General features: G+C 70.3%; 16 protein-coding genes and 1 pseudogene. 9 read left to right on the top strand and 8 right to left on the bottom strand.

The genetic code is table 11. From position 1 onward, the window contains the following. Nucleotides 1-95: 95 nt before the first annotated feature. The 5 genes from KBX63_RS09140 to KBX63_RS09120 are packed head-to-tail and all read left to right on the top strand — an operon-like array spanning nt 96 to nt 6087. Nucleotides 96-1169: a DUF559 domain-containing protein gene (locus tag KBX63_RS09140; protein ID WP_210910543.1), complete on the top strand. Its 1074-nt coding sequence runs from the start codon at nt 96-98 to the stop codon at nt 1167-1169. Further along, nucleotides 1166-1855 (top strand): hypothetical protein, encoded by a 690-nt coding sequence (locus KBX63_RS09135; RefSeq protein WP_210910542.1) that lies wholly within the window; start codon nt 1166-1168, stop codon nt 1853-1855. Before KBX63_RS09140 ends, KBX63_RS09135 begins: the two co-directional genes overlap by 4 nt. Next, complete coding sequence (locus KBX63_RS09130; protein ID WP_307871653.1) at nt 1852-5127, top strand: helicase HerA domain-containing protein; 3276 nt, start codon at nt 1852-1854, stop codon at nt 5125-5127. Before KBX63_RS09135 ends, KBX63_RS09130 begins: the two co-directional genes overlap by 4 nt. Nucleotides 5128-5153: 26 nt before the next feature. After that, a complete protein-coding gene (locus tag KBX63_RS09125; protein ID WP_210910541.1) occupies nt 5154-5486 on the top strand; it encodes a putative quinol monooxygenase in 333 nt (110 codons plus the stop codon). A gap of 46 nt (nt 5487-5532) precedes the next feature. After that, nucleotides 5533-6087 carry a hypothetical protein gene (locus tag KBX63_RS09120; RefSeq protein ID WP_210910540.1) on the top strand — a complete coding sequence of 185 codons (555 nt, stop codon included), beginning with the start codon at nt 5533-5535 and terminating at the stop codon, nt 6085-6087. 108 nt (nt 6088-6195) lie between these two features. Here the strand turns inward: KBX63_RS09120 and KBX63_RS09115 are convergent, their stop codons facing one another. The 3 genes from KBX63_RS09115 to KBX63_RS09105 all read right to left on the bottom strand — a co-directional run bounded on the left by KBX63_RS09115 (nt 6196) and on the right by KBX63_RS09105 (nt 9095). Next, the gene (locus KBX63_RS09115) at nt 6196-6990 is read right to left on the bottom strand and encodes a trypsin-like serine protease (protein WP_210910539.1); all 795 of its coding nucleotides are present in this window, start codon (nt 6988-6990) and stop codon (nt 6196-6198) included. A gap of 165 nt (nt 6991-7155) precedes the next feature. Continuing rightward, entirely contained in the window at nt 7156-7896 is a 741-nt protein-coding gene (locus KBX63_RS09110) for an N-acetyltransferase (RefSeq protein ID WP_210910538.1), read from the bottom strand. A gap of 188 nt (nt 7897-8084) precedes the next feature. Then, nucleotides 8085-9095, bottom strand: a complete 1011-nt coding sequence (locus KBX63_RS09105) for a LacI family DNA-binding transcriptional regulator (protein ID WP_210910537.1) — start codon at nt 9093-9095, stop codon at nt 8085-8087. 257 nt (nt 9096-9352) lie between these two features. Here KBX63_RS09105 and KBX63_RS09100 point away from each other — a divergent pair, with 257 nt between their 5' ends. After that, the gene (locus tag KBX63_RS09100; RefSeq protein ID WP_210910536.1) at nt 9353-11707 is read left to right on the top strand and encodes an AbfB domain-containing protein; all 2355 of its coding nucleotides are present in this window, start codon (nt 9353-9355) and stop codon (nt 11705-11707) included. Nucleotides 11708-11807: 100 nt separating this feature from the next. Here the strand turns inward: KBX63_RS09100 and KBX63_RS09095 are convergent, their stop codons facing one another. The 5 genes and pseudogenes from KBX63_RS09095 to KBX63_RS09075 all read right to left on the bottom strand — a co-directional run bounded on the left by KBX63_RS09095 (nt 11808) and on the right by KBX63_RS09075 (nt 18406). After that, nucleotides 11808-12749: a hypothetical protein gene (locus tag KBX63_RS09095; protein ID WP_210910535.1), complete on the bottom strand. Its 942-nt coding sequence runs from the start codon at nt 12747-12749 to the stop codon at nt 11808-11810. 222 nt (nt 12750-12971) lie between these two features. Next, a pseudogene (locus KBX63_RS09090) lies at nt 12972-13280 on the bottom strand (alpha/beta hydrolase-fold protein); the annotation flags it as partial. Between the two features lie 61 nt (nt 13281-13341). Then, a complete protein-coding gene (locus KBX63_RS09085) occupies nt 13342-14859 on the bottom strand; it encodes a VCBS repeat domain-containing M23 family metallopeptidase (protein WP_247661972.1) in 1518 nt (505 codons plus the stop codon). 23 nt (nt 14860-14882) lie between these two features. After that, nucleotides 14883-16943: an N-acetylmuramoyl-L-alanine amidase gene (locus KBX63_RS09080; protein WP_210910534.1), complete on the bottom strand. Its 2061-nt coding sequence runs from the start codon at nt 16941-16943 to the stop codon at nt 14883-14885. A gap of 20 nt (nt 16944-16963) precedes the next feature. Next, nucleotides 16964-18406 (bottom strand): VCBS repeat-containing protein, encoded by a 1443-nt coding sequence (locus tag KBX63_RS09075; protein WP_210910533.1) that lies wholly within the window; start codon nt 18404-18406, stop codon nt 16964-16966. A gap of 230 nt (nt 18407-18636) precedes the next feature. On the opposite strand from KBX63_RS09075, the gene KBX63_RS09070 reads away from it, so the two are divergent. The 3 genes from KBX63_RS09070 (at nt 18637) to KBX63_RS09060 (ending at nt 22464) form a co-directional block, all read left to right on the top strand. Then, on the top strand, nt 18637-19758 hold the full coding sequence (locus tag KBX63_RS09070) for a DUF4185 domain-containing protein (protein WP_374102202.1): 1122 nt from the start codon (nt 18637-18639) through the stop codon (nt 19756-19758). A 668-nt stretch (nt 19759-20426) separates the two neighbouring features. Further along, nucleotides 20427-21719 (top strand): cytochrome P450, encoded by a 1293-nt coding sequence (locus tag KBX63_RS09065; RefSeq protein WP_210910531.1) that lies wholly within the window; start codon nt 20427-20429, stop codon nt 21717-21719. A 265-nt stretch (nt 21720-21984) separates the two neighbouring features. Beyond that, nucleotides 21985-22464 (top strand): helix-turn-helix transcriptional regulator, encoded by a 480-nt coding sequence (locus KBX63_RS09060; RefSeq protein WP_210910530.1) that lies wholly within the window; start codon nt 21985-21987, stop codon nt 22462-22464. The last annotated feature ends 14 nt before the right edge of the window (nt 22465-22478 follow it).

The following is a 22478-nucleotide window of genomic DNA, read 5'->3' as shown; positions in this document are numbered from 1 at the left end:
TCCCGCCCCGGTCGCCCCGGGCGGAGGTGTCGTAGGGTGCCGGCATGGCCCACCCCGTCCGAGCCGATGGCGAGGCCGACGGAGGCGTCCATCGAATGACGGCGCCCTGGTGGGCCGCCCCGCCGACGCGACGCGTCAGTCACCTGCCGGACGTCGACCCGGAGCTGCTGCGGGTGGCGCTCGACCCGTTGCCGCCAGCGGCGCCCGCGGTCGTGCATTACCGGCCCACGGTCGTGGGTCCGATCGGTGACCTCGTGGACACCCTCCTCGACCAGTTGGACAGCGCTGCGCTCGCGATGTTCCCGAGCTGGCTGGCGGGCGCCGACCGCTTCGAGCGCGAGGGCACACTCGGGGTGGCGGCGGTGCGCGCCCTGGCGGCCCGCACCGCTGCCCGCTCCCGGCACTTCGGCCCCTTCCTCGCGGACCTCGCCGAGCGTGGCCTGCGCGGACCGCACCGGCCCGCCGGCCGGTCCCGCTTCGCGGCGGAGGTACGCGCCGCCGGGCTCGCCCGCGTGCTCGCCGAGGCGTACGACCGGGAGGACTGCGTACTCCTCATCGCCCTGCCCGACCTGGGCCCGGGCGCCGAGCGGACGCTTGTGGCCGCAGCCGAGTGGCTCGTGCGGCACGGCGGCTTCACGGTGTGGTTGGCCGGTGGGCCCCTGCGCCACGCCGAGCGGATCCGGCCGGTGTCGATGATGCTGCCGGCGCGGTTCGCGGAGCTGGCCAGCACGGCCGATCGGAATCCTGACACGGCCGCCGAGCGGGAGCCGACGGTGTTGGCCTGGACGCCGATCGCGGGCGTGCCACGTGGCGACAGCGCGGCCGAGCAGGCGTTGGAACGCGCCCTCGCACCACACGACTGGGCGCGGGGCCGGCGGTGGAACCAGACGTACGAGTGGCACGTGCTGGGTGTGGCGTACCGACTGGATCTTTTTTGGCCCGTGGAGGGTCTTGCGGTCGAGGTGGACGGCCCGGAGCATCGTGGGCGAATCGCTTTCGCCAACGATCGGCGGAGGGACGTGCAGCTGCAACTACTCGGGCTGGACGTGCTCCGCTTCACCAATGAGCAGGTGCTCTCCGACGTGCTGGCGGTGGTCGACGGGATCTGTCGGCTGCTGGCCCGGCGACGCGCGGACGGCACGCACTCCCACGGAGATGAGACATCATGACGAGCCCGGCGGACGTCCCGCACCTGACGCCGAACCAGATCAACGCCCTCGTGGTGCTGATGGTCGAGGCACGTCGACTCACCAATGTCGAACTACGCGACCTGGCCGGTTTCGCGCTGACCGGCAAAGACAATGAGAAGCTCGTCAAACTTGGCCTGGTCGAGACCGATCGGACCCACCGGCCGTTCTCCCACGAGCTGACCGACGAGGGCTGGCGTGTGGTGCGTCAGCTGCACACCGCAGCGCCGCCGAAGCAGGGCGGCTCGGCGACCCGGTCCCTGTTCGTCGTCCTGTCGAACCTGCACCGTTCGCTGGACCGGCTCCGGCTCAGCCACGGCGACTTCTTCAAGCAGACCGACGCATCGGCCCCTCCGGCCAGCGAACCCCGGCACGACGCACCGGCACCCGCACCCACATCGGCGCGGGACGTGGAGGCGCTGGTCCGGGCGGCGTACCGGGACCTGGCCGGGGCGCCGGGCGCCTGGGTCGGCCTCGCCGACGTCCGGGACCGGCTCGTCGACACCGACCGGACCGCTCTGGACGCGGCGTTGCGAGCCATGGTCGGCCGCCAGGACGTCCGCATCATCCCGGTGGCGAACACCAAGTCGCTGACCCCACGGGACCGCGCCGCGGCCGTCCGGATCGGGAACGAGGACAACCACGCCCTGGCGATCGGTCCGGCGTGATCTCCGACGACGAGCGGGCCGCGCTGGAAGCGGTGAGTCTCAACCCGGCGGTCACTCCGGACGACGTCTGGCGACCCAGCCCGCACAACGTGCCGGAGCTGCACGAGAAGGTGGTCGCGGAGATCCTGCGCGGGGTGGCGCGGGCCCGCACCGACGACACGACCGTGCCGCTCGGCGTGGCCATGCAGGGCCGCGCGGGCGCCGGTAAGACGCACCTGCTCGGGGCGGTCCGCGAACGGATCCAGCGCGACGGCGGCTACTTCTTCCTGGTCGACATGGTCAGCGGAAAGACGTTCTGGGAGAGCGTCGCCCTGGCCCTCGTGGAGGGCATGGGCCGCGCCCACGTCGGCTGGGGCACGCAGCTGAAGACCTTTCTTCGTCGACTCACTCCCCAGCTCGGCCTGCCGGTGGAGGTCCGCGACGCGGTGGCGGGCGCCCGACCCGTGACCCGTGCGGAGCTCGACGCCTTCATCCGGGCGCTGCGCGCCCGCGATCGGGAGGTCGGGCGGGACGCCCAGGACACCGCTCGGGCGCTCGTCCTGCACGGCGCCATCGACTTCGAGGCGCAGGACGTGGGTTACGCCCACCTGATCTCCGAGCCGGGCGACCCGGACGCGCGGGCGGCCTGGGGGTTGAGCGCCACGATCCGGACTCCGCAGCAGATCGTGCAGGACATCTCCCGGCTGATGGCCCTGACCCTGGACCCCACGGTCATCGCCGTGGACCAGCTCGACACGCTCTTCGCCCAGACCAGCACGTCACTGCTGAACCACCACAACGGGCTGGAGGACGGTCAGGCCAAGGTGCTCGGCCCGATCGCCGACGGCCTGCTCAAGCTGCGCGACGCCACCCGCCGCACGCTGGTGGTCGTCTCGTGTCTGCCGGACACCTGGGTCTTGATGACACGGACCGTGCCCACCCCGGTCGGCGACCGCTTCCGTGAGGCGACCCTCCCGGACCGCATCCCCACCCCGGAGATCGGGCAGTCGATCGTCGCGAAGCGCCTCTCCGCCGCTTTCGCGGGTCCGCACTTCGTGCCACCCCACCCCACCTGGCCGATCGCCCCTGTTGCCTTCGCCGACGCGTCCACCCTGACGCCGCGCGCCCTGCTGCGGCGGGTGGACCGCCATGTCGCCTGGTGCCGCGACCGCGACGAGGTGGTCGAGCTCGACCGGCTCATCGACGGCGTCGACTCGACGCCGATGGCCGTCTCCGTCCGCGGTGTGTCCGGCGACCCGACGACCGACGAGAGCCGCCTGCGCGAACTGGACGCACGGTTCGCCGAGCTGGTAGCGGCCGCGGACGTGTCGGCCGCCGTCGCCCCGGCGGGCGAGGACGAGCACATGCCGCCGCTGCTCGCCGCCGGCCTGGCCGCCTGGATCGCCGAACAGGCGCCGACCGGCGTCACCTACAAGTACGATCCGCCGCCCGGGCGCAAACCCGCGCTGCACGGGCGGCTGATCGAGGTTCTCGACGAGGCCACCGAGAACGAGGCGCACTGGTGCTTCCGGGCCATCGCGCACCCGAACGCCGTCGCCGTCACCGCCCGGGTCAAGTCCGCGTGCACACTGTCCGGTTTGGACCGGGACCTGCCGCAACGGCGCCTGGTCCTGCTGCGCAACGGTCCGTGGCCGACCGGGAAGCGTACGACCGAGGTGTTGACCGGCTTCGACGCGGCCGGCGGCCTCCGCCGTGAAGTCTCGGAGGCGGACCTACGGGTCTTCGCGGCGCTGCGCGTGATGGCGACCGAGCCGTCCACGGCCTTGCAGGAGTGGCTGGTGGCCCGTCGTCCGGCTAGCGGCACCGACCTTCTCCGGGCCGTCCTGCCCGGGCTCGACCGAACGCGCGACGGCAGCCCACCAGCAGCACCCGAGAGCGCCGGCCCCGGCGCAGCACCCGAAGGCACCGGCCCGGTGCCGGGCGGAGCCGGTCCCGGCCCGACGAACGCGCCGACCGCCGACGTGACCGGTGGATCGTCGACCGGTCCGGCCGCCGTGCCCGTCACCCCGGACGGCGCCGTCCGCCCCGACGGTCGGGCCGTCGGGCTGGGGCGGACCGTCGACGACGGTCACCCGTTCACGGTCGCCCTGGAGTCGCTGCGCCGGCACGCCGTCGTGTTCGCCGGGTCCGGCTCGGGCAAGACGGTGCTCATCCGCCGGCTGGTCGAGGAGTGCGCCCGCGAGGGTGTCTCCGCCATCGTGCTCGACCCCAACAACGACCTCGCCCGGCTCGGTGACGCGTGGCCCGAGCCGCCGAGTGGCTGGCGTCCCGGTGACGCCGAGCGGGCCACGGACTACCTCGCACACACCGAGGTGGTGGTGTGGACGCCCCGGGTCACCGCCGGCCGGCCGCTGAGCTTCCAACCTCTGCCCGACTTCACCTCGCTGCGGGACTGGCCCGACGAGTTCGACCAGGCGGTCCGCTCCGCCGTGGAGGCGCTCGCGCCCCGGGCCGGCGTCGACCGGTCGAGCAGGCTCGCCCAGCAGGGCAAGGCCGTCCTCACCGAGGCCCTCCAGGGGTACGCGCGAAGCGGGATGGTGGGCCTGCCAGGCTTCACCGAGTTCCTCGCCGACCTGCCCGAAGGAGTCAGTCGGCTGGCCCGCGCCGGCAAGCTCGCCGAGGAGTTGGCCGAGGCGCTCAAGGCGGCGATGGTCACCGATCCGCTCTTCGGCGGGGTCGGTGCTCCGGCCGACCCGGGCCTGCTGCTGACGCCCTCGCCGGGACGGCGGGCTCGGGTGTCGGTGATCAGCTTCGTCGGTCTCACGTCGGACCAGGAGCGGCAGAGCTTCGTCAACCAGTTGCAGATGGCGCTCTTCGCCTGGATCAAGCGGCACCCCGCCGGCGACCGACCGCTGGGTGGGCTGTTCGTGATGGACGAGGCGCAGACGCTCGCGCCGTCGACCGGTACCACGGCCTGCACGGCAAGCTCGATCGCGCTCGCCTCGCAGGCCCGCAAGTACGGGCTCGGGCTGGTCTTCGCCACCCAGGCCCCCAAGAGCCTGCACAACCAGATCTCCGGCAACGCGACGACGCAGTTCTTCGGGCTGCTCAACGCTCCCGCGCAGATCGACGCGGCCCGTCAGCTCGCCGAGGCCAAGGGCGGGCGGCTTCCGGACATCGGCCTGCTGAACAGCGGTGAGTTCTACGCCGCCGGGGAGGGGTTCTCGTTCGTCAAGGTCCGTACCCCGCTGTGCCTCACGCACCATCCGAAGGCACCGTTGAGCCCGGAGGAGGTTGTCGCCCGCGCCCGCCCGGGCGGCGTCGACGGCTGATCAACCCGCCTGGGTAGCCTAAGGCCATGATCTTCATTACCGCCAAGTTCCGCGTCCTGCCCGAGCACGCCGACCGGTGGCCGCAGATCGCCGCCGGGTTCACCGAGGCGACCCGGGCCGAGCCGGGTTGCCTGTGGTTCGACTGGTCCCGCAGCCTCGACGACCCGACCGAGTACGTGCTGGTCGAGGCGTTCCGCGACGACGAGGCCGGCGCGGCGCACGTGCAGTCCGCCCACTTCCGCAAGGCGCAGGAGGATCTGCCGGCCCATCTCGCCGAGACGCCGCGCATCGTGAACACCACCGTGCCGCAGCAGGACTGGTCGCTGCTCGGCGAGATGGCCGTCCCCGAGGGGCGCTGATCACCGCCGGGGCCTGCTCGACTGACGCATCGGCTTGGATGGGCTGATGGACGTCACCAGGGACGGGCGACGCTGGCGGATCGGTACGGCCAGCGACGTCGCCTGGCTCGCTGGTCGAACCACGCACGGCGTCTCGATCACCACGGCGATCCCGCCGGTCTTCGACGCCTACGCCACCTTCCATCCGCCCGATGGCGTCACGCTCGAAGCCCACGAACGCGCGGTGGTCGACGAACTCGCCGAGCAGACCCCCGACCAGCCCTGGTGGCTGGGCTATCTCGACACCGGCGCACACGACATCGTCTTCCCGTTCGCTCCGACGGTTTCCCTCTACTGGGACTGGCGCTATCTGCTGGTCGAGGCCGGCCCCCGACAGGCCCTGACCTGGCGGACCGGCCACATGCGCGGCGAAGGATCGCTGCCCGACCTGTTCTTTCCCGCGGATCACTCCTGGCTCGTCTCCGCCCTCTGGGACGACACCTGGACCGACATCGGCGGCGATGCGGCCCTGGTCACCGCGCTGCACCGCAACCCGCTGGTGAACGCCCGCCCCGTCGGACCCGACGACGACGCCCTCCCGCCAGGGCTCACGCGCGACTGACCCCGACGGTGGCCCCCGCCGCGTCGATCGTGATGGCCCATCCAGGGCCGGGGCTGGCATGCGGGCGGCCCGGCCGTCGCCGGCCGGGCCACTCGATCGGGCGTACGGTCAGCCGCCGAGGCTCGCGGCGGCCGAGGCGATCGTCGAGGCGAAGTAGCTCACCTGGGTGTAGACACCCGGATAGTTGGGCCGGGCGCAGCCGTTGCCCCAGCTGACGATGCCGACCTGGACCCAGGCGTTGCCGGCGTCGCGGCGGAACATCGGGCCGCCCGAGTCCCCCTGGCAGGTGTCCACACCGCCGCTGGCGTAGCCGGCGCAGATCTCCTGTGCGGGGATGATCTCGCCGCGGTAGTAGGAGTTGCAGGTGGAGTCGCTGACGAACGGGACGGTCGCCTTGAGCAGGTACCGCTGCTGCGAGCCGCCCTCGCGAGCGGCGCCCCAGCCGGCGACGGTGAATGTGCCGTTGTCGTACGCGGTCGTGTTCGCGATCTTCAGCGTGCTCAGCCCGGTGACGGGGGTGGCCAGCCGGATCAGCGCCCAGTCCCTGCCGCTTCCGTTGTAGCCGGGAGCCCGGTAGACGTAGTTCGACCGGACGGTGATCCGGCTGGACGACTGGAGGTCGACCACCCCGAGCGTCGCGGTGATGCGGGTGTTGGTACCGGTGGCGCCCACGCAGTGCGCCGCGGTGAGCACCAGCCGTGAGCTGTACAGGGCCCCGCCGCACCCCATCGAGAGCCGGACCATGAAGGGAAACTCGCCCTGGGCGGCCCGGGTGCCTCCGACGACGTTGGGCGTCGGAGTGACGTCGGCCGCGGCCGCCGGCGCCGCGAGAGAGAGGCTGCCCGCGGTCACCACGGCCAACGCGGTGGCCAAGAGGCCGGTGAGGGTACGCCAACGAGCCATGCATTCCTCCGCATCAGGACGGCACGCCTCGTGAGCGCACCTGAATCACGAATGCGGTCATCATATTGAGATCAATGGATCCGAAAGGACATCCTCTCTGGGTCGTACCGCCGGCGCTATGGATCCCCACGGGGGCCGGCCGCTCCGGCTCATGCCGAGCGCAGGTCAGAGTTGGTGGCGGACCCACACGTTCGGTTCGACGTAGACGCCGTGGTCATGCTCGACGTCGCACCAGACCGGGACGAGCGCATCTGGCACGCGCACCGGGCCGGTCTGATCGAAGGGCAGGCCGGTCCAGCGCCGCCACTCCTGCAACGTGCCCGGGATGGTCATCGACCGTGGCGCCACGGAGTCGATCACCCCGCCGGCACGGACGTGCGTCCGCAACCACGGGTCCGCTGGCAGGCCGTCGTCGCGGACGCGGAAGGCGTACCGCTCCATCGGCTCGTCGGGAACCGCGTGCTTGCCGCTGGGGCGTACCGGCGCGACGAGAGTGTCATAGCCGAGCCGGCGGGTGTTCTCGCGCATCGCGTCGACCATCCGAGCGGACAGGCCCCGGCCGCGGGCCTCGGGACGGATGCAGATCTCCAACGCGGAGACGGTGTTCGTGGGCGTGCCGGCGAGGCGGTTGATCGTCGCCCGTTGCACCATCCGGTCCCATCCGCCCGGCGGCAGCCGCTCCTCGGTCCAGGACAGCGGCACGCTGTAGGCCCGCGCCACCGCCCGGCCCGGCTCCGTGGGGTCGATGGCGAGCAGGACGAACTCCGGGTACAGCTCGTCGGCCACCGCGTAGTACAGCGAAGCCATCGGATCCCATTCCATGAACTCCGGCCAGGCGCCGTCGAAGTCGTCCAGCAGCGGCGCGAGGTCGGGCCGCTGCGCGACCGTCACGATTTGAAGATCCATTTGGCGGACGATAGCGGACCGGTTCGGCGACGGCATCCGGGTTTTCCTTCTCGCCCTGCCAGGGTCACCGGTCCGGTCCCGACATGTACGAAGCGGAAGCGCCCTGCCCCGGCGCCGTCATCACTGCTGCTCGTGACTGCCTCTCGATCGCCGTCACACCCCCTACCTGTTTGGCCGGTCGGCGACTGTCACACGGGAATCGTGCTCTCCCGGCGGATCAGCCGGAACGGCGTCTGCACGGTCAGTGGCGCCGTGACCTCCGCACCCTCGATCCGGGCGACGAGGCGGCGTACCGCGAGACGGCCGATCGCCTCCTTGTCCGGCGCGATGGTGGTGAGGGTCGGGGTGCTGAATCGTCCCTCCTCGATGTCGTCGATACCGATCACCGCGACGTCCTGCGGCACCCGGTGGCCGGCCTCGGTCAACGCCCGCAGCGCGCCAATGGCGACCAGGTCGTTGTAGCCGAGCACGGCGTCCGGGAGTTCACCGAGGGCGAGCAGGTCACGCATGGCGTTCCTGCCGTCACGCCGGCCGAACTCGTGGGTGGGGGCGACCAGCCGCGGGCGGTACGGCAGGCCGGCCGCGGCCAGGGCCTCCCGGTAGCCGCGCGTCCGCAGGTGCGCCGACTGCCGGTCGCCGTCGTCGGCAGCTCCGATGAACGCGATCCGTCGGCGCCCGATCTCGACCAGGTGCTGGATCGCCGCGTGACTCGCGGCGACGTTGTCAATGGCGATGTGGTCGTGCGACACGTCGTGGACGCCCTCGCCGATGAGCACCAGCGGGCTGTCGATGGTCCGGGCAAGCACCTCTTCCCTGCCGATACGCACGGGACTGAAGATCAGGCCGTCGATGATGTGCCGCCGCGAGCCGTCGAGAAGCAGCAGCTCCGCCTCCCGGTCCGCGGCGGTGTTCTCCATCAGCAGGGTGTAGCCGAGCCTCGCCGCCTCCCGGATGGCGATCTCGGCGAGCTCGGCGAAATAGGGGTTGTTCAGCTCCGGGATGGCCAGGGCGATCAGCCCGGTACGCCCCCGACGGAGGTGCCGGGCGCTGAGGTTGGGGCTGTACCCGAGTTCGTCGATCGCCTGCTGCACACGCTGACGCGTGCGCTCCCCCACCGGTCGGTACCCGTTGACCACGTTGGAGACCGTGGCCAGCGAGACGCCAGCCCGCCCGGCGATGTCTTTCAGGCTGACGCCCATCCACCGACCCTTCGCGCACCCGACTGACGAGCCGGCAAGACATTGACAAACAAGGATTGACGGCAGGTCCGCCGTGCCTCTATAACGTTATACATGTGGTGATGGGTGTCAATGCAACTGCGATCGGTCGTACGTGGAAATCCCACCGGCATCCGTCGATAACGTCCGTCCCTCGTTCGCGTGACCACCCGATGCCCACCGCCAACGCGCTTCGGGCCAGCTGCACCGCCCGTGGCGACTCGCCCCCCGGAGACGGCATGACACGTCAGGTCCCCATCCGCCCCGCCCTGCCCCTGCTGCTCATCATCGCCCTGGTCGCCGGCGTCCTCGCCGCGCCAGCCCCACGGGCACAGGCCGCGCCGCCGAAGACGCCGCCACTGACGACCCCCTGGACCAACCAGGCGCTGGTCGGCACTCCACTGCCCGAGTACCCCCGACCGCAGATGACCAGGCCGGACTGGCTCACCCTCAACGGGGAGTGGCAGCTCCGGCAGTCCGCCACCGACGACGCCCCGCAGTTCAACACGGACCTGCCCGAGCGGGTCAACGTGCCGTTCCCGGTGGAGAGCGCGCTCTCCGGCATCCAGCGCGCCGCCAACGACAACCGCAACTACCTGTTCTACCGGCGCACCGTCACCGTCCCACCGAACTGGTCGGGCCGACGGACCCTGCTGCACTTCGGCGCGGTCGACTGGCAGAGCACCGTGTGGGTCAACGGCGTCCGGGTCGGCGCGCACACCGGGGGCTACGACGCCTTCACCTTCGACGTGACCCCGCAGCTCACCACCGGGACGAACGAGATCGTCGTCAAGGTGTGGGACCCCACCGACAGCCGGCAGAACGGCAGCCTGCCGCCCATCGGCAAGCAGACCAAGCAACCCGGCGGGATCTTCTACACTCCCAGCTCCGGCATCTGGCAGACGGTGTGGCTGGAGCCGGTGCCCGCGGCCTCGATCAGCAGCGTGGACGTCTATCCGAACCTGAGCGACAACACCCTGCGGGTCCGGGTGTTCACGCGCGGCGACGTGAGCGGCCACAGCGTGCTCGCCGAGGCGCTGAACGGGAGCACCGTGGTCGGCTCGGCCACCGGCGGCTTCACCGACTTCAGCGTGCCGGTGCCCAACGCCCGCCGCTGGTCGCCCGACGACCCGTTCCTCTACAACCTCCGGATCACCCTCCGCAACGCCGCCGCTGCCACCGTCGACCGGACCACGCACTACTTCGGGATGCGTGAGATCACCAACGGCCTGGTGAACGGGGTGCTACGGCCCAAGCTCAACGGCCAGTTCGTGTTCCAGGTCGGCACCCTCGACCAGGGCTACTGGCCGGACGGGCTCTACACCGCGCCGACCGACGCCGCTCTCGCCTTCGACCTGCAGAAGCACAAGGATCTCGGCTTCAACATGGTGCGCAAGCACATCAAGGTCGAACCGCAGCGCTGGTTCTACCACGCGGACCGGCTCGGCCTGCTGGTCTGGCAGGACATCCCGTCGATGACCGCGCAGGACATCAACGCCACCGACGCCCAGCAGGCGCAGTTCGAGACGGAGGCGCGCGAGATCGTCGACGAGCACCGCAGCTCCCCCGCCGTCGTCGTGTACACCCCCTACAACGAGGGCTGGGGCGAGCGGTCCCTGGCGGACACCCGCCGGGTCGCGCAGAACATCAAGAACCAGGACCCGACCCGCCTGGTCAACCCGCACAGCGGTCACAACTGCTGTCAGTCCCTCGGCAACCCCGGCAACGGCGACATCGACGACTGGCACGCGTACCTCGGGCCGGACTCCCCCGCGCCGTCGACCAGCCGGATCGCCGCACTCGGCGAGTTCGGCGGTCTGGGCCTGCACACCCCGGGCCACGAGTACAGCCCGAACGGCAGCTTCTTCGCCTACGAGTGGCAACCCGATTCGACCACGCTCACCAATCGCTACGTGGGCCTGGTGCAGGGCAGCCAGAACCTGATGCTCGGCAAGGGGCTCAGCGCGTCGGTCTACACGGAGATCACCGATCTGGAGGGCGAGCTGAACGGCTTCCTCACCTACGACCGCCAGGTGATCAAGATGGATCAGGCGCGGGTCCGTGCCGCCAACACCGCACTGATCAACGCCTCGAAGACCATCGGCAGCTCGGCCCCCGTCGCTCTCCCGGTCAACACCCGACGGTCGTTGCAGGTGACCACGCCCGGCCACACCAACCGGTACCTGCGGCACCAGGCCAGCCTGGCCTACACCGAGGTGGTCGACGCCGGCAGCCCGACCCTGCTCAAGAACGACGCGACGTACATCATCCGGCCCGGCCTGGCCGACGCCGCCTGCTACTCGTTCGAGTCGGTCAACTTTCCCGGGCAGTACCTGCGGCACCAGGACTCGCGGGTACGCAACTCGCCGAACGACGGCTCGGCGCTCACTCGCGCCGATGCCACCTGGTGCGCACGGGTGGGACTGACCGGCACGGGCGTGTCGCTGGAGTCGTACAACTTCCGGGGCAGGTACCTGCGGCACTACAACTCGGAGGTCTGGCTCAGCAATGGCGCCGGCGGCGACCCGTACAACACGCCAACGCTCTGGGCCGCCGACAGCACCTGGAACATCGCCGCACCCTGGGCACCCTGACCGATGCGGTGACCGCGGCAGATGGTTCGCCGCCACAGAACGACCGCGGGGGTTCCGGCCTGAGCCGGAACCCCCGCGGTGGCGATCAGGGGCGCGGGTGTTACGCGTCCAGCGATGCCCTGGACCGGCGCAGGGTCAGCCGAGCCGCCGTTCCGGTCACGATCAACGCCAGACCGGTGCCGAACAGCCACCACAGACCCGACGCGTCACCGCCGGTGACGGGGAGGGTGGGGGTGACCGTCGGCGGCTGCGTCGGGTCGCCCGCCGGAGGCGCCGTGGGCTGGGCCGGCGACGGTGTCGGCTGGGTCGGGGTCGGGGTCGGCGACGGGCCCAGCGGCCGCTCGCAACGCGCCTCGGCGAGGATGACGGTACCGACCGGGATGTCCAGCAACGGCCCGCCGATGACGCTGCCGGTCAGGCTCAGCGTCGCCTGCACGGCGATGGCGGTGGCGCCGTCCTCGGTGACGGTCTCCACGTTGGTGAGGGTGGCGTTGAGCGCGGCTTCCACCAGGCCGGGGACGGTGACCGCGGCGCTCGCGGTGACGCCGGGCGTGTCCGGGAGCAGCTCGACCGGCTCACCGAACAGTTCCAGCCCGACGAAGGTGGTGTCCGCGGTCTGGGCGCCGACCTGCGGGCAGTTGACCGCCGCAGTGATCACGTCGGCGTCGATGACCGGGGTGCCGAGGACGGCCAGGGCCAGATCCGCGATCTCGGCGTTCGCCGACGAGGCGGTCTCGCCACGTGTGGCGCTGACCTCGACGACCGTGCCGGTGGCGGTGACGCCGAGGGCGCCTGGAATGGCGATCGCCAGCGCGGTGTCGGTGTCGGTGCCGCCGCCCGCGGGTGCGGTGGCCGTGCCGATGACGGCGTCCGCGGTGATGACCGTCGTGCCCAGGACCGCTGCGGACAGGTCCACCACCACCCCACGGGCGCTGGCGTCGCCAGGCGCGGCGAGCGCGGGAGTCACAGTGGACAGGGCCACGGCGCCGGAGGCCGCAACGGCCATCGCCCCGAGAGCCGGAAGTCGCCGGATGAGTCTCACGTTTGCCTCTGCTCTTTCCAGTCCCCTCTCGACCATCGAGAAGGCCGACTCGAAGGTATAGGGCATTCAGTGAGTTATCAGGAGGATTAAGACATTTGCCGTATCCGAAGGAACCACGTTTTCCACAGGGCGATGGTGGTCAGCCGGCGCGGCGCAGGCGTCCGAGCATGCCGTTGAGGTCCTGGACGAACAGGTCGCGGCGGAAGTAGTGCCCGCCGGGCACCTCGCGCCACTCGTGCCGCCGTGCAGCAGGTACAGCACCGGGTAACGCCTGCCGCTGGTGTGGTAGCCGTCGGGCAGCAGCACGTTCACCGCCGGATCCCACCCGATCGCGTCCGTGGCGAAGCGGTAGTACTGGAGGCGGCCGGCGTTCTCGTTGCGGTCGACGATGCGCAGGCCGTACCCGTCGCCGGCGGCCCGGGCAGCGGCCGGCGCGGTGAGGGCGCCGCCGAGCATCCCGGCGGCGGCCACCGCCGCGCCGCCGATCAACCGCCGCCGGCTGATCGGCGAGGACGCGGGAACGTTGGACATCGGAACCCCCTTGGTCCGGTGACAGGGGGAGCCGCGAGCCGGGAGGCCGCGTACGGGCGGGTCAGAGGGTCGTCTCGTTGGGCAGTCCGAAGAAGTCGTGCCACTTGACGCCACCCTGGAAGGCGGTGCCGGTCGAGAGGCCGACGTAGACGTCGTTGAGGCTGCCCCTGGTGAAGGCGATGACGTCGTCCCTGCCGTCGCCGTCGTAGTCGCCGAGGTAGGGGAACTCGCCGGCCAGGCAGAAGAAGTCGTTCCACTTCACGGTGGTCCCGGCGAACGAGGTGCCGGTGGAGACGGCCGCGTAGACGTCCGCGTCGGCGTTGCAGGTGAACGTCACGATGTCGTCGCGACCGTCACCGTTGATGTCCCCGACGCGCGGCTGTTCCGTCCCGACGGCGAACAGGTCGTGCCACGTCTGGGCGGCGCCGAACGAATTGCCCGTGGAGAGCGCGACGATGACGTCCGATGCCGTGGCCGGTCCCTGGGTGAAGGTGATGACGTCGTCCCTGCCGTCGCCGTCGACGTCACCGAGGGCCGGATACTCACCGGCGATCGAGAAGTACTCGTGCCACTTCAACGCCGTACCGGTGAACGACGACCCGGCGGACAGCGCGACGTACACGTCCCCGGCGCCGTCGTGGGTGAAGGCGACGATGTCGTCGCGGCCGTCGCCGTTGACGTCTCCCACCGCGGCGACCTCGGCGTTCGGCGCGAACCAGTCGTGCCATTTCGTGGCGCCCGCGAACGACGACCCGCTCGACAGTGCCACGTACACGTCGGCGAGCGCGCCGTGGGTGAACGCCACGACGTCGTCGCGCCCGTCGCCGTTGAAGTCCCCGGACAGCAGCGTCTCGTCGTTCAGCCCGAAGAAGTCGTTCCACTTCACCGACGTCCCGTTGAACGAGGAGCCGGTGGACGCCGACACGTACACGTCGTTGAGCGATCCACGGGTGAACGCGACGATGTCGTCGCGGCCGTCGCCGGTGAAGTCCGTCGGCGAGCCGGCCAGGTACCGGCCGCCGGACGACCCGCCGCAGTTGTCACTGACCAGGTACTTCTGGTTGTACTGGGCCGGGTAGGGGGCGAGCGAGACGCCGTTGATGACAATCGTCTGCCCGACGCCGTTGTAGAGCTGCTCGTAGTGGACGTGCGGGCCGGAGGAGTTTCCCGTGCTGCCCGTGATGCCGATCTGCTGGCCCTGCTGCACGTACGCGCCGTTGGGCACGGAGTAGGCGCTGAGGTGGAAGTGGTAGGTCGTCCACCCGCCGCCGTGGTCGATGACGATGTAGTTGCCAGCCCCACCGGGTTGCGAGTAGTGCCGCGCCACACCGGCGGCGGAGGCGACCTGCGGGGTGCCTCCGGTGGTGCCGCCGTCGGCGCGGACGAAGTCCAGCGCCTGTCGGACCTCGGCGCTGTGGTGGTCGTACGTCCACCGTTGCCCGCAGGGGAACGGCGCCTTGAAGGTCGGTGCGGCGAACGCGGGCGAGGGCGGCGCCACCACGGCGGCCAGGACCGCCGCGGCCAGGGTGAGAAGCGCGACCAGTGCGCGACGCGCGGGGGTACGCGAATGCCGGAACATGGCGTGACTCCTGTCGGGAGTGCTCAGAGGGTCGTTTCGCCGTTGAGGCCGAAGTAGTCGTGCCACTTGGTGGCGCCGAGGAAGCCGGTGCCGGTGGACAGCCCGACGTGGACGTCGTTGGTGGCGCCCTTGGTGAAGACGATGATGTCGTCCATGCCGTCACCGTTGGCGTCGCCGAGGTACGGGAACTCGCCGGCCAGGCAGAAGAAGTCGTTCCACTTGACCGTCGTCCCGGCGAAGCCCGTCCCGGTCGAGACGGCCGCATAGACGTCGGCGTCGGCGTTGCAGGTGAACGTCACGATGTCGTCGCGGCCGTCGCCGTTGATGTCACCGACCCGCGGTTGCTCCGCGCCGACGGCGAACAGGTCGTGCCACTTCTGCGCGGCACCGAACGAACCGCCCGTCGACAGGGCGACGATGACATCGCTCGCAGCCGCGGGACCCTGCGTGAACGTGATGATGTCGTCCCTACCGTCACCGTCGATGTCACCGAGCGCGGGAAACTCCCCGGGGATCGAGAAGTACTCGTGCCACTTCACGCCGGGCCCGAAGCCGGTGCCGGTCGACAGCGCCACGTAGACATCGGCGTTGGTGTCATGGGTGAAGGTGATGATGTCGTCCCTGCCGTCGCCGTTGACATCGCCGACCGCGGCGACCTCGGCGCCCGGCGCGAACCAGTCGTGCCACTTCAGTCCACCGCCGAATGAGGTACCGGTGGAGAGGGCCACGTACACGTCGGCGAGGGTGCCGTGGGTGAACGCGAGGATGTCGTCCTTCCCGTCGCCGTTCACGTCTCCGGTGAGCAGGGTTTCGCCGGTGAGACCGAAGAAGTCGTTCCACTTGACGGAGGTGCCGGCGAAGGCACTCCCGGTGGAGGCGGCCACGTAGACGTCGTTGAGGCTGCCCTGCGTGAAGGTGACCACGTCGTCCCGGCCGTCACCGGTGAAGTCCGTCGGTGATCCCGCCAGGTACGGACCTCCCGAACCACCGGCGTTGACCAGAGAGATGTAGTGGTTCCAGTTCCAGTGCGGGCCGGGGTCGGTGTGGTCGTTGCCGGGCAGCTCGTTGTGCCCCTTGATCGCCGTGCGGTTCTTGGGCAGTCCGTACTTGTCACAGAGGTAGCGGGTCAGCGCGGCTGACGACCGGTACATGGCGTCGGTGAACCAGGCCGGGTTGTCGACGAATCCCTCGTGTTCGATACCGACGGCGTACGGGTTGGCCGAGCGCGCATGGTAGGCCGTGTCGCCCTCGCGCACCATCTGGGTGATCTCACCGTTGCTCGACTTCACGACATAGTGCGCGCTCACCCCCGAGGACGGGTTCTGGAACCAGCTCACCGTGCCCGCGTACGACCCCTGGGTCACGTGCACCACCACGGTGGTGATCCGCGAGGATCGGCCCGCCTGATAGTTGCCGCCGTTGGCGGCGATCCAACGGGCCGGCCCGTACTCCGGCACCGCGGCGGCGGCGAGGTTCGGACCGGCGCCCGCAGGGGCGACCCGCGCGTAGCGGCCGAGTTCAGGTCGGACCGGGTACGGCGCGACCCGTACCGAGCCAGCCGTGATGCCGGATCGCAGGAGGTCGTAGACGTGGTCGGCGTAGAGGCGGGCCGTCGCGTCGTTGACGGCGGCGCTGTACCGCGCCACGGCCGGATACCAGGCGGAGAGCCGGTCCCGGGCACCGGCCGTCAGTCCTTCGCTGTCGGCCAGGTCGCGGAGCACCGCTGCACCGCCCCGGACGTTGACCGAGGTGACCGAGCGCAACCGGTCGACCGGCTCACCGGTGAGCGTGGCCGCCCGTTCGAGACTGTGCTGGGTGGGGTTGCTGACGAGGTGCATGACGCCGTATCCGTTGGCCTGGCTGGGCAGGCCGCCGTGCTCCTCCAGCCGCGACTCACCGTAGGCGACGGCGACCAGCAGGTCCCGTGGCACGTCGAACTCGCCGGCGGCCCGGTCGAAGGCCGAGGCGAGTGGACCGGCGGCGACGGGATGGGAGGCGGCCGCCGGCGTGGCCGTCATCTGGCCGGCGAGCGCCGTCGCCAGGAGGAGGGCGCAGGCGCGCCACGAGAGCCTGGTCAGTCGCATGGGGGTCTCCAGTTCGCTGCTCACAGCGTCGTCTCGCCGTTGAGGCCGAAGTAGTCGTGCCACTTGGTGGCGCCGAGGAAGCCGGTGCCGGTGGACAGCCCGACGTGGACGTCGTTGGTGGCGCCCTTGGTGAAGACGATGATGTCGTCCATGCCGTCACCGTTGGCGTCGCCGAGGTACGGGAACTCGCCGGCCAGGCAGAAGAAGTCGTTCCACTTGACCGTCGTCCCGGCGAAGCCCGTCCCGGTCGAGACGGCCGCATAGACGTCGGCGTCGGCGTTGCAGGTGAACGTCACGATGTCGTCGCGGCCGTCGCCGTTGATGTCACCGACCCGCGGTTGCTCCGCGCCGACGGCGAACAGGTCGTGCCACTTCTGCGCGGCACCGAACGAACCGCCCGTCGACAGGGCGACGATGACATCGCTCGCAGCCGCGGGACCCTGCGTGAACGTGATGATGTCCTCCGCGCCGTCGCCGTTGACATCGCCGAGGGCCGGGAACTCACCGAACGGGCTGAAGTACTCGTGCCATTTCAGGCCGGGGCCGAACGAGGTGCCGGTGGAGAGGGCGACGTACACGTCGCCGGCGGGATTGTGGGTGAACGCCACGATGTCGGCCCGGCCGTCGCCGTTGACGTCACCGACCGCACCGATCTCCGAGCCCGGCGCGAACCAGTCGTGCCACTTCAGGCCGCCGCCGAACGAGGTGCCGTTGGACAGCGCGACATAGACGTCGCCGGTGTTGCTGTGGGCGAAGGTGACGACGTCGTCCCTGCCGTCGCCGTTGACATCGCCGGTCGAGGCGGTCTCCCCACCGATGGAGAAGAAGTCGTTCCACTTCACCGAGGTGCCGGTGAAGGAACTCCCGGTGGAGGCGCCGACGTAGACGTCGGCGAGAGAGTTCTGGGTGAAGGTGACGATGTCGTCGCGGTCGTCGCCGGTGGCATCGGTGGCGGAACCGCCGGCGATGGCGTGGGTACGGGCCGCCTCGCCGAGCTGGGCTCGGGCGACGGCGGCCACCTGGTCGTACCGGTCGGGGAAGCCCGACCGTTGCACACACTGGGCGACCTGACCGGCGCTGTACCCGGGGTTGTTGCGGTCGCAGACGATCGCCCTGGTCACGTACTGGGTGCTGGCGTAGACCGGGTCCATGATCTGCTCCGGAGTGCCCCAGCCGTAGTCCCAGCGCTGCTGGAACACCCCGAGCGACGACTTGTCGCCACACGGCAGGTTGTTCATGTGTGACTCGACCCAGCCCGCCTCGAAGGCGGACAGCATCACCTTGTCGTTGGCGTTGTGGGCGCGCGCGACCCGGTAGACCACCAGGGTCACGGCGGGGTCGCGGTAGGCGGGGATGGACGGGCAGGCCAGGGTGCCGATCGGCTCGGCGTGGGCCGGCGCCGTCGCGACCGTCGCCACGGCCACGCCGAGGGCGACCAGCAGGGCCAGGAGAGTACGTCTCACGGTGCTCCTCGCGAGGTCGGGGGGTCAGCTTGGTGGCTTCGCGTACCTGTCTCAGGCGTCGATGTCGATTGCCGAGTTTGCCACCAACGCGATGACAGATGTCAATGCTCGGCGAAGATTTCCTTCACGGTGCGGGCAGGAGCGGGCAGGTATTGACATCGACGATCGTCGCAGGTTAACTCGCCAGCAATCGATGTCCAGCCGCCTGGCCGGGAGGAACGACCATGGGCATGCGTCGCCGCTCGTTCATCGGTCGCGTCGCCGCGGTTGGTGCGGCCAGCGCCCTCGGAGCCACCGGGGCCGCCCTGACCGCGGCCGGCCCGGCCCGGGCGGCGACGTGGAAGAAGCGGTTGACCGGCGCGGACCTCGACACCAACAGCCGGTGGCGGGTCGCGGGCACCGATCTGGGCATCCCCTACGTGCTGGAGAACGGGTCGATCGGCTACCTCTTCGGTGACACCTTCGACACGCCGTGGCCGGAGGGCCCACCCCTGCCGAACGACTGGCGGTCACCGGTCATGTTGCGCTCCGCCGTCCACCCGGGCGCGGCGGGCGGAGTGGTCTTCGACAGCGCGGCACGGGTCGCGGGCAACGGTCGCGCCCCGGAGCTGATGCACAACGGCCATCACGGCATCGGCATCGACGGCCTGCCGGAGGTGACGGTCATCCCCAACGACGGCATCAGCTTCCCCGAGACCGGCCGACAGCTCATCTCGTACATGAGCATCGAGAACTGGAACTCCGCCGGCCCCGCGGGACCACACTGGAAGTCGCGCTACGCGGGGCTGGCCTACTCCGACAACGGCAACGACTTCGTCCGTACGCCGCTGAAGTGGTGGAACAGCCCGGACAACCGGGACCCGTTCCAGATGTGGACCATGCAGCGGGCCGGTGACCACGTCTACGTCTTCTCAGTACGATCAGGTCGCCAGAACGGCCCGATGATGCTGCGTCGCGTCCGGTGGGACCGCCTCTTCTACCCGGAATCGTATGAGGGGTGGGGCTGGAACGGCACGGACTGGGGCTGGGGACGGCCCTGCACACCCATTCTCACCGGCCGCTTCGGCGAGCCGTCCGTACGCCGCCTCGGTGACGGCACCTGGGTGATGTCGTACCTGAACTGCCAGAACGGCTGTCTGGTCACCCGGACCGCTCCCGGGCCGGACCAGGCGTGGACGGCGGAGAAGATCCAGGTCACGAGCTGGCAGGAGCCGGCCCTCTACGGTGGGTTCATCCATCCCTGGTCGAGCCGCGACGCGAACGACCTGCACCTGCTGGTCTCAAAATGGACCCGTACCCCGGACGGCCGCAGCACCGCCTATCACGTCAGCCAGTTCGTCGGCTCGGTGTGACCAGGCCGACCCGGTAGAACACCCGCACCGGGCGGACGAACCACAGCAGCCAGATCAACGACGATCGCCACGGCAGCGCCCGCCGAACACGCTCCTTCGGCCACAGGTTCGATCAGCCCGGCAATCGTCACCCGCCGCGTCAATGGCACATCCGGCATTGCCCCAGCCGCGACCAGAGACAACCCCGAGGCGCACCTCTGAATCTCTTGCGGCGGTCAGGTTGAGCATCGCCAGGACCGGCAGGGCGCACCTCGGCACTCCGCGAGCATTCCTACCATCCGGGCCGGCGATCCGATCCCGCGTCACCTGCTGTCCCGGGTGTCGTTTCCCCGGTCATGAGGGAAATGCGGCGACCTGTTATTCCCACCGTCCGTCGTGGTCTGTCCCATCTGGTCCGCCTGCTCCCGGGCACACCGATTCGACCCGCCCAACTGGGCTGACTCAGGCAAGGACCGCTTCGCAACTTGCATCCGGCCGGGATTGACCCGTTCGTTGCACCACGCAATTACGACGTCTTATAAATAGACGTCAGCCAATCTTGACTTGTGCAGCTGGTCAGCGCACCGTGAAGGGTAAGAGGCAGATGCGCGCCATTATCGGCCCGACTGAAGCGGTTCGCTGAATGGGGGCGCTGCCGATTTCACGCCGCGCGCAACAGGAGGCGTTACATGCGGTTGAATCCGTTTACCGGGGCCTATCTCACCGATCCGGCCAGCGTGTGGCGACGCATTCTCGACGATCCCGCCGGGGTGCGATACGCCGAGGATCTGGGCCTGTGGCTGATCAGCAGGCACGAGCACGTCCGGCGCGCTCTCGCCGACGCCGGGACGTTCGGTAACGCCCTCACCCTCGCTCCGGTCTACGAGGTCTGCCCGGAGGCGATGAATGTGATCATGCAGATCGACGCGCCGCCCACCACCGCCGCCGCGGATCCGCCCGTGCACCCGCGCACCCGCCGGGCCCTACGCGCGACCTTCGCGAACACCCCGGACCGGGTCAAGGCCGAGTACGGCCCGATCGTCCGTCGCCGGGTCGACCAACTGGTGTCCCGGCTGGTCGCCCGCCAGGGCGGGCAGGCCGATCTCGTCCCGGAATTCGCCACCGAGCTTCCCCTGCTGGTCGTCCTGGACATCCTCGGAGTGCCCGACGCCGACATCGGCCGGATCCGGAAATGGGCGGACGGCCAGATCGCCCTCATCTGGGGGCAGCCCGACCCGGAGGAACAGGTACGCCTGGCGCAGGACCTGCTGGAGTTCTGGCACTACTGCCAGGAGCTGGTCCGCCAGCGGACCGACAGTGGGCACCTCGGCGACGACTTCATCAGTCGGGCACTGACCTACCGCGACGACGATGACGCCGTGCTGACGGTGACCGAGGTGGCGAGCCTCGCCTTCAACCTTCTGGTCGCCGGCCACGAGACCACCGCCGGGCTGCTCGCCCACGCCCTCGACCAGGCGCTGTCCAGTCCGCAGCGGTGGCGGGCGATCGCCGCCGACCCGCTGTCCGCCCCCGCGTTCGTGGCCGAGACGCTGCGGTTCGCGCCCGCCATCGACGGCTGGCTCAGGGTGACCCGCCGAGAGGTCACCCTGGAAGAGGTGACCATACCGGCGGCGGCACGCTGCCTGCTGTTGATCGGAGCTGCGAACCGGGACCCCGCGGTCTTCGCCCATCCGGACCGGTTCGACCCGCACCGTTCCGACGGGAGAGATCACCTGTCGTTTGGCCACGGGCCACATTTCTGTATCGGTGCGGCATTGGCGCGACTCGAGGCCGGTATCGCCCTCACCCGACTCGCGGCTGCCATTCCCGGCCTACGGCTGACACCCGAGCAGCATCGTTCATACAAGCCCAATGTTGCATTTCGCGCACACCACACACTGGCCGTAACAATCGATATCGGGGCACCGGTCGACGACCCGACGGTGCGGAGGGCGGCGAGCGCCGAGGTGCACGCCGCCTGACCGTGACCGCGATCCGTCCGCACGCCAAGGGGGCTGGCCTGCGGACGGATCGGGCGTGGAGCGGCCGGGCCCACCGCGCACCGCGGGCGCTCCGGAGCGGGTCCGCCGCACCCCTGGTCGCGCTTTCCTCGACGATCCAGGTCGGCCAACGTCTTCACACCCATACCATCATGGGTTAAGAATTGCCCCCTATGAATGTTCGACCCATCAGCTAATCTCGATCGGACGCCCACTGTCGATTCGCTGGTGCCATGAAGGTGAGCGCATGGAACACACGTCCCCGTCGAGCGCTGCTCACTCCGCCGCCACTGAGCGGTTCCGATGGGAACTCCGCAGCTGCCGGGTCCGACGGGGCCTGACGCAGCGGGCCCTGGCGGACCTGGTGCGGTTCAGTCGGGAGACGGTCGCGGCGGTGGAGTCGGGTCGCCGGTTCGGTAGCCACGAGTTCGCGGTCCGCTGTGACGACGTCCTCGACACCGGCGGCCGGCTGGCGGAACTGTGGCCGCAGGTCGCGGCCGAGCAGTTGGCGGCCGATGGCCGCCGCGGCCCCCGCTCCCCGGACCCGGTACGGCCGGACCCACCGGTGCCACACCAGCGTGGTCGGCGCGACGCGCGCGACCCGGGCGCGGTGGTGGACGCCATCGACGAGCTGCGTGAGCTGATCGGCCAGGTGCTCAACGGCCAGCCGGACCCGGACGATGGTGCACGGCGTCGGGCGGCCGGCCCCCACGACGACCAGCGCTGACCTCGCAGACCCGC

Source organism: Micromonospora sp. U21 (genome assembly GCF_018070045.1).
In the GTDB taxonomy this organism is placed as follows: domain Bacteria; phylum Actinomycetota; class Actinomycetes; order Mycobacteriales; family Micromonosporaceae; genus Micromonospora.
This window is presented reverse-complemented; position numbering and strand designations above follow the sequence as displayed.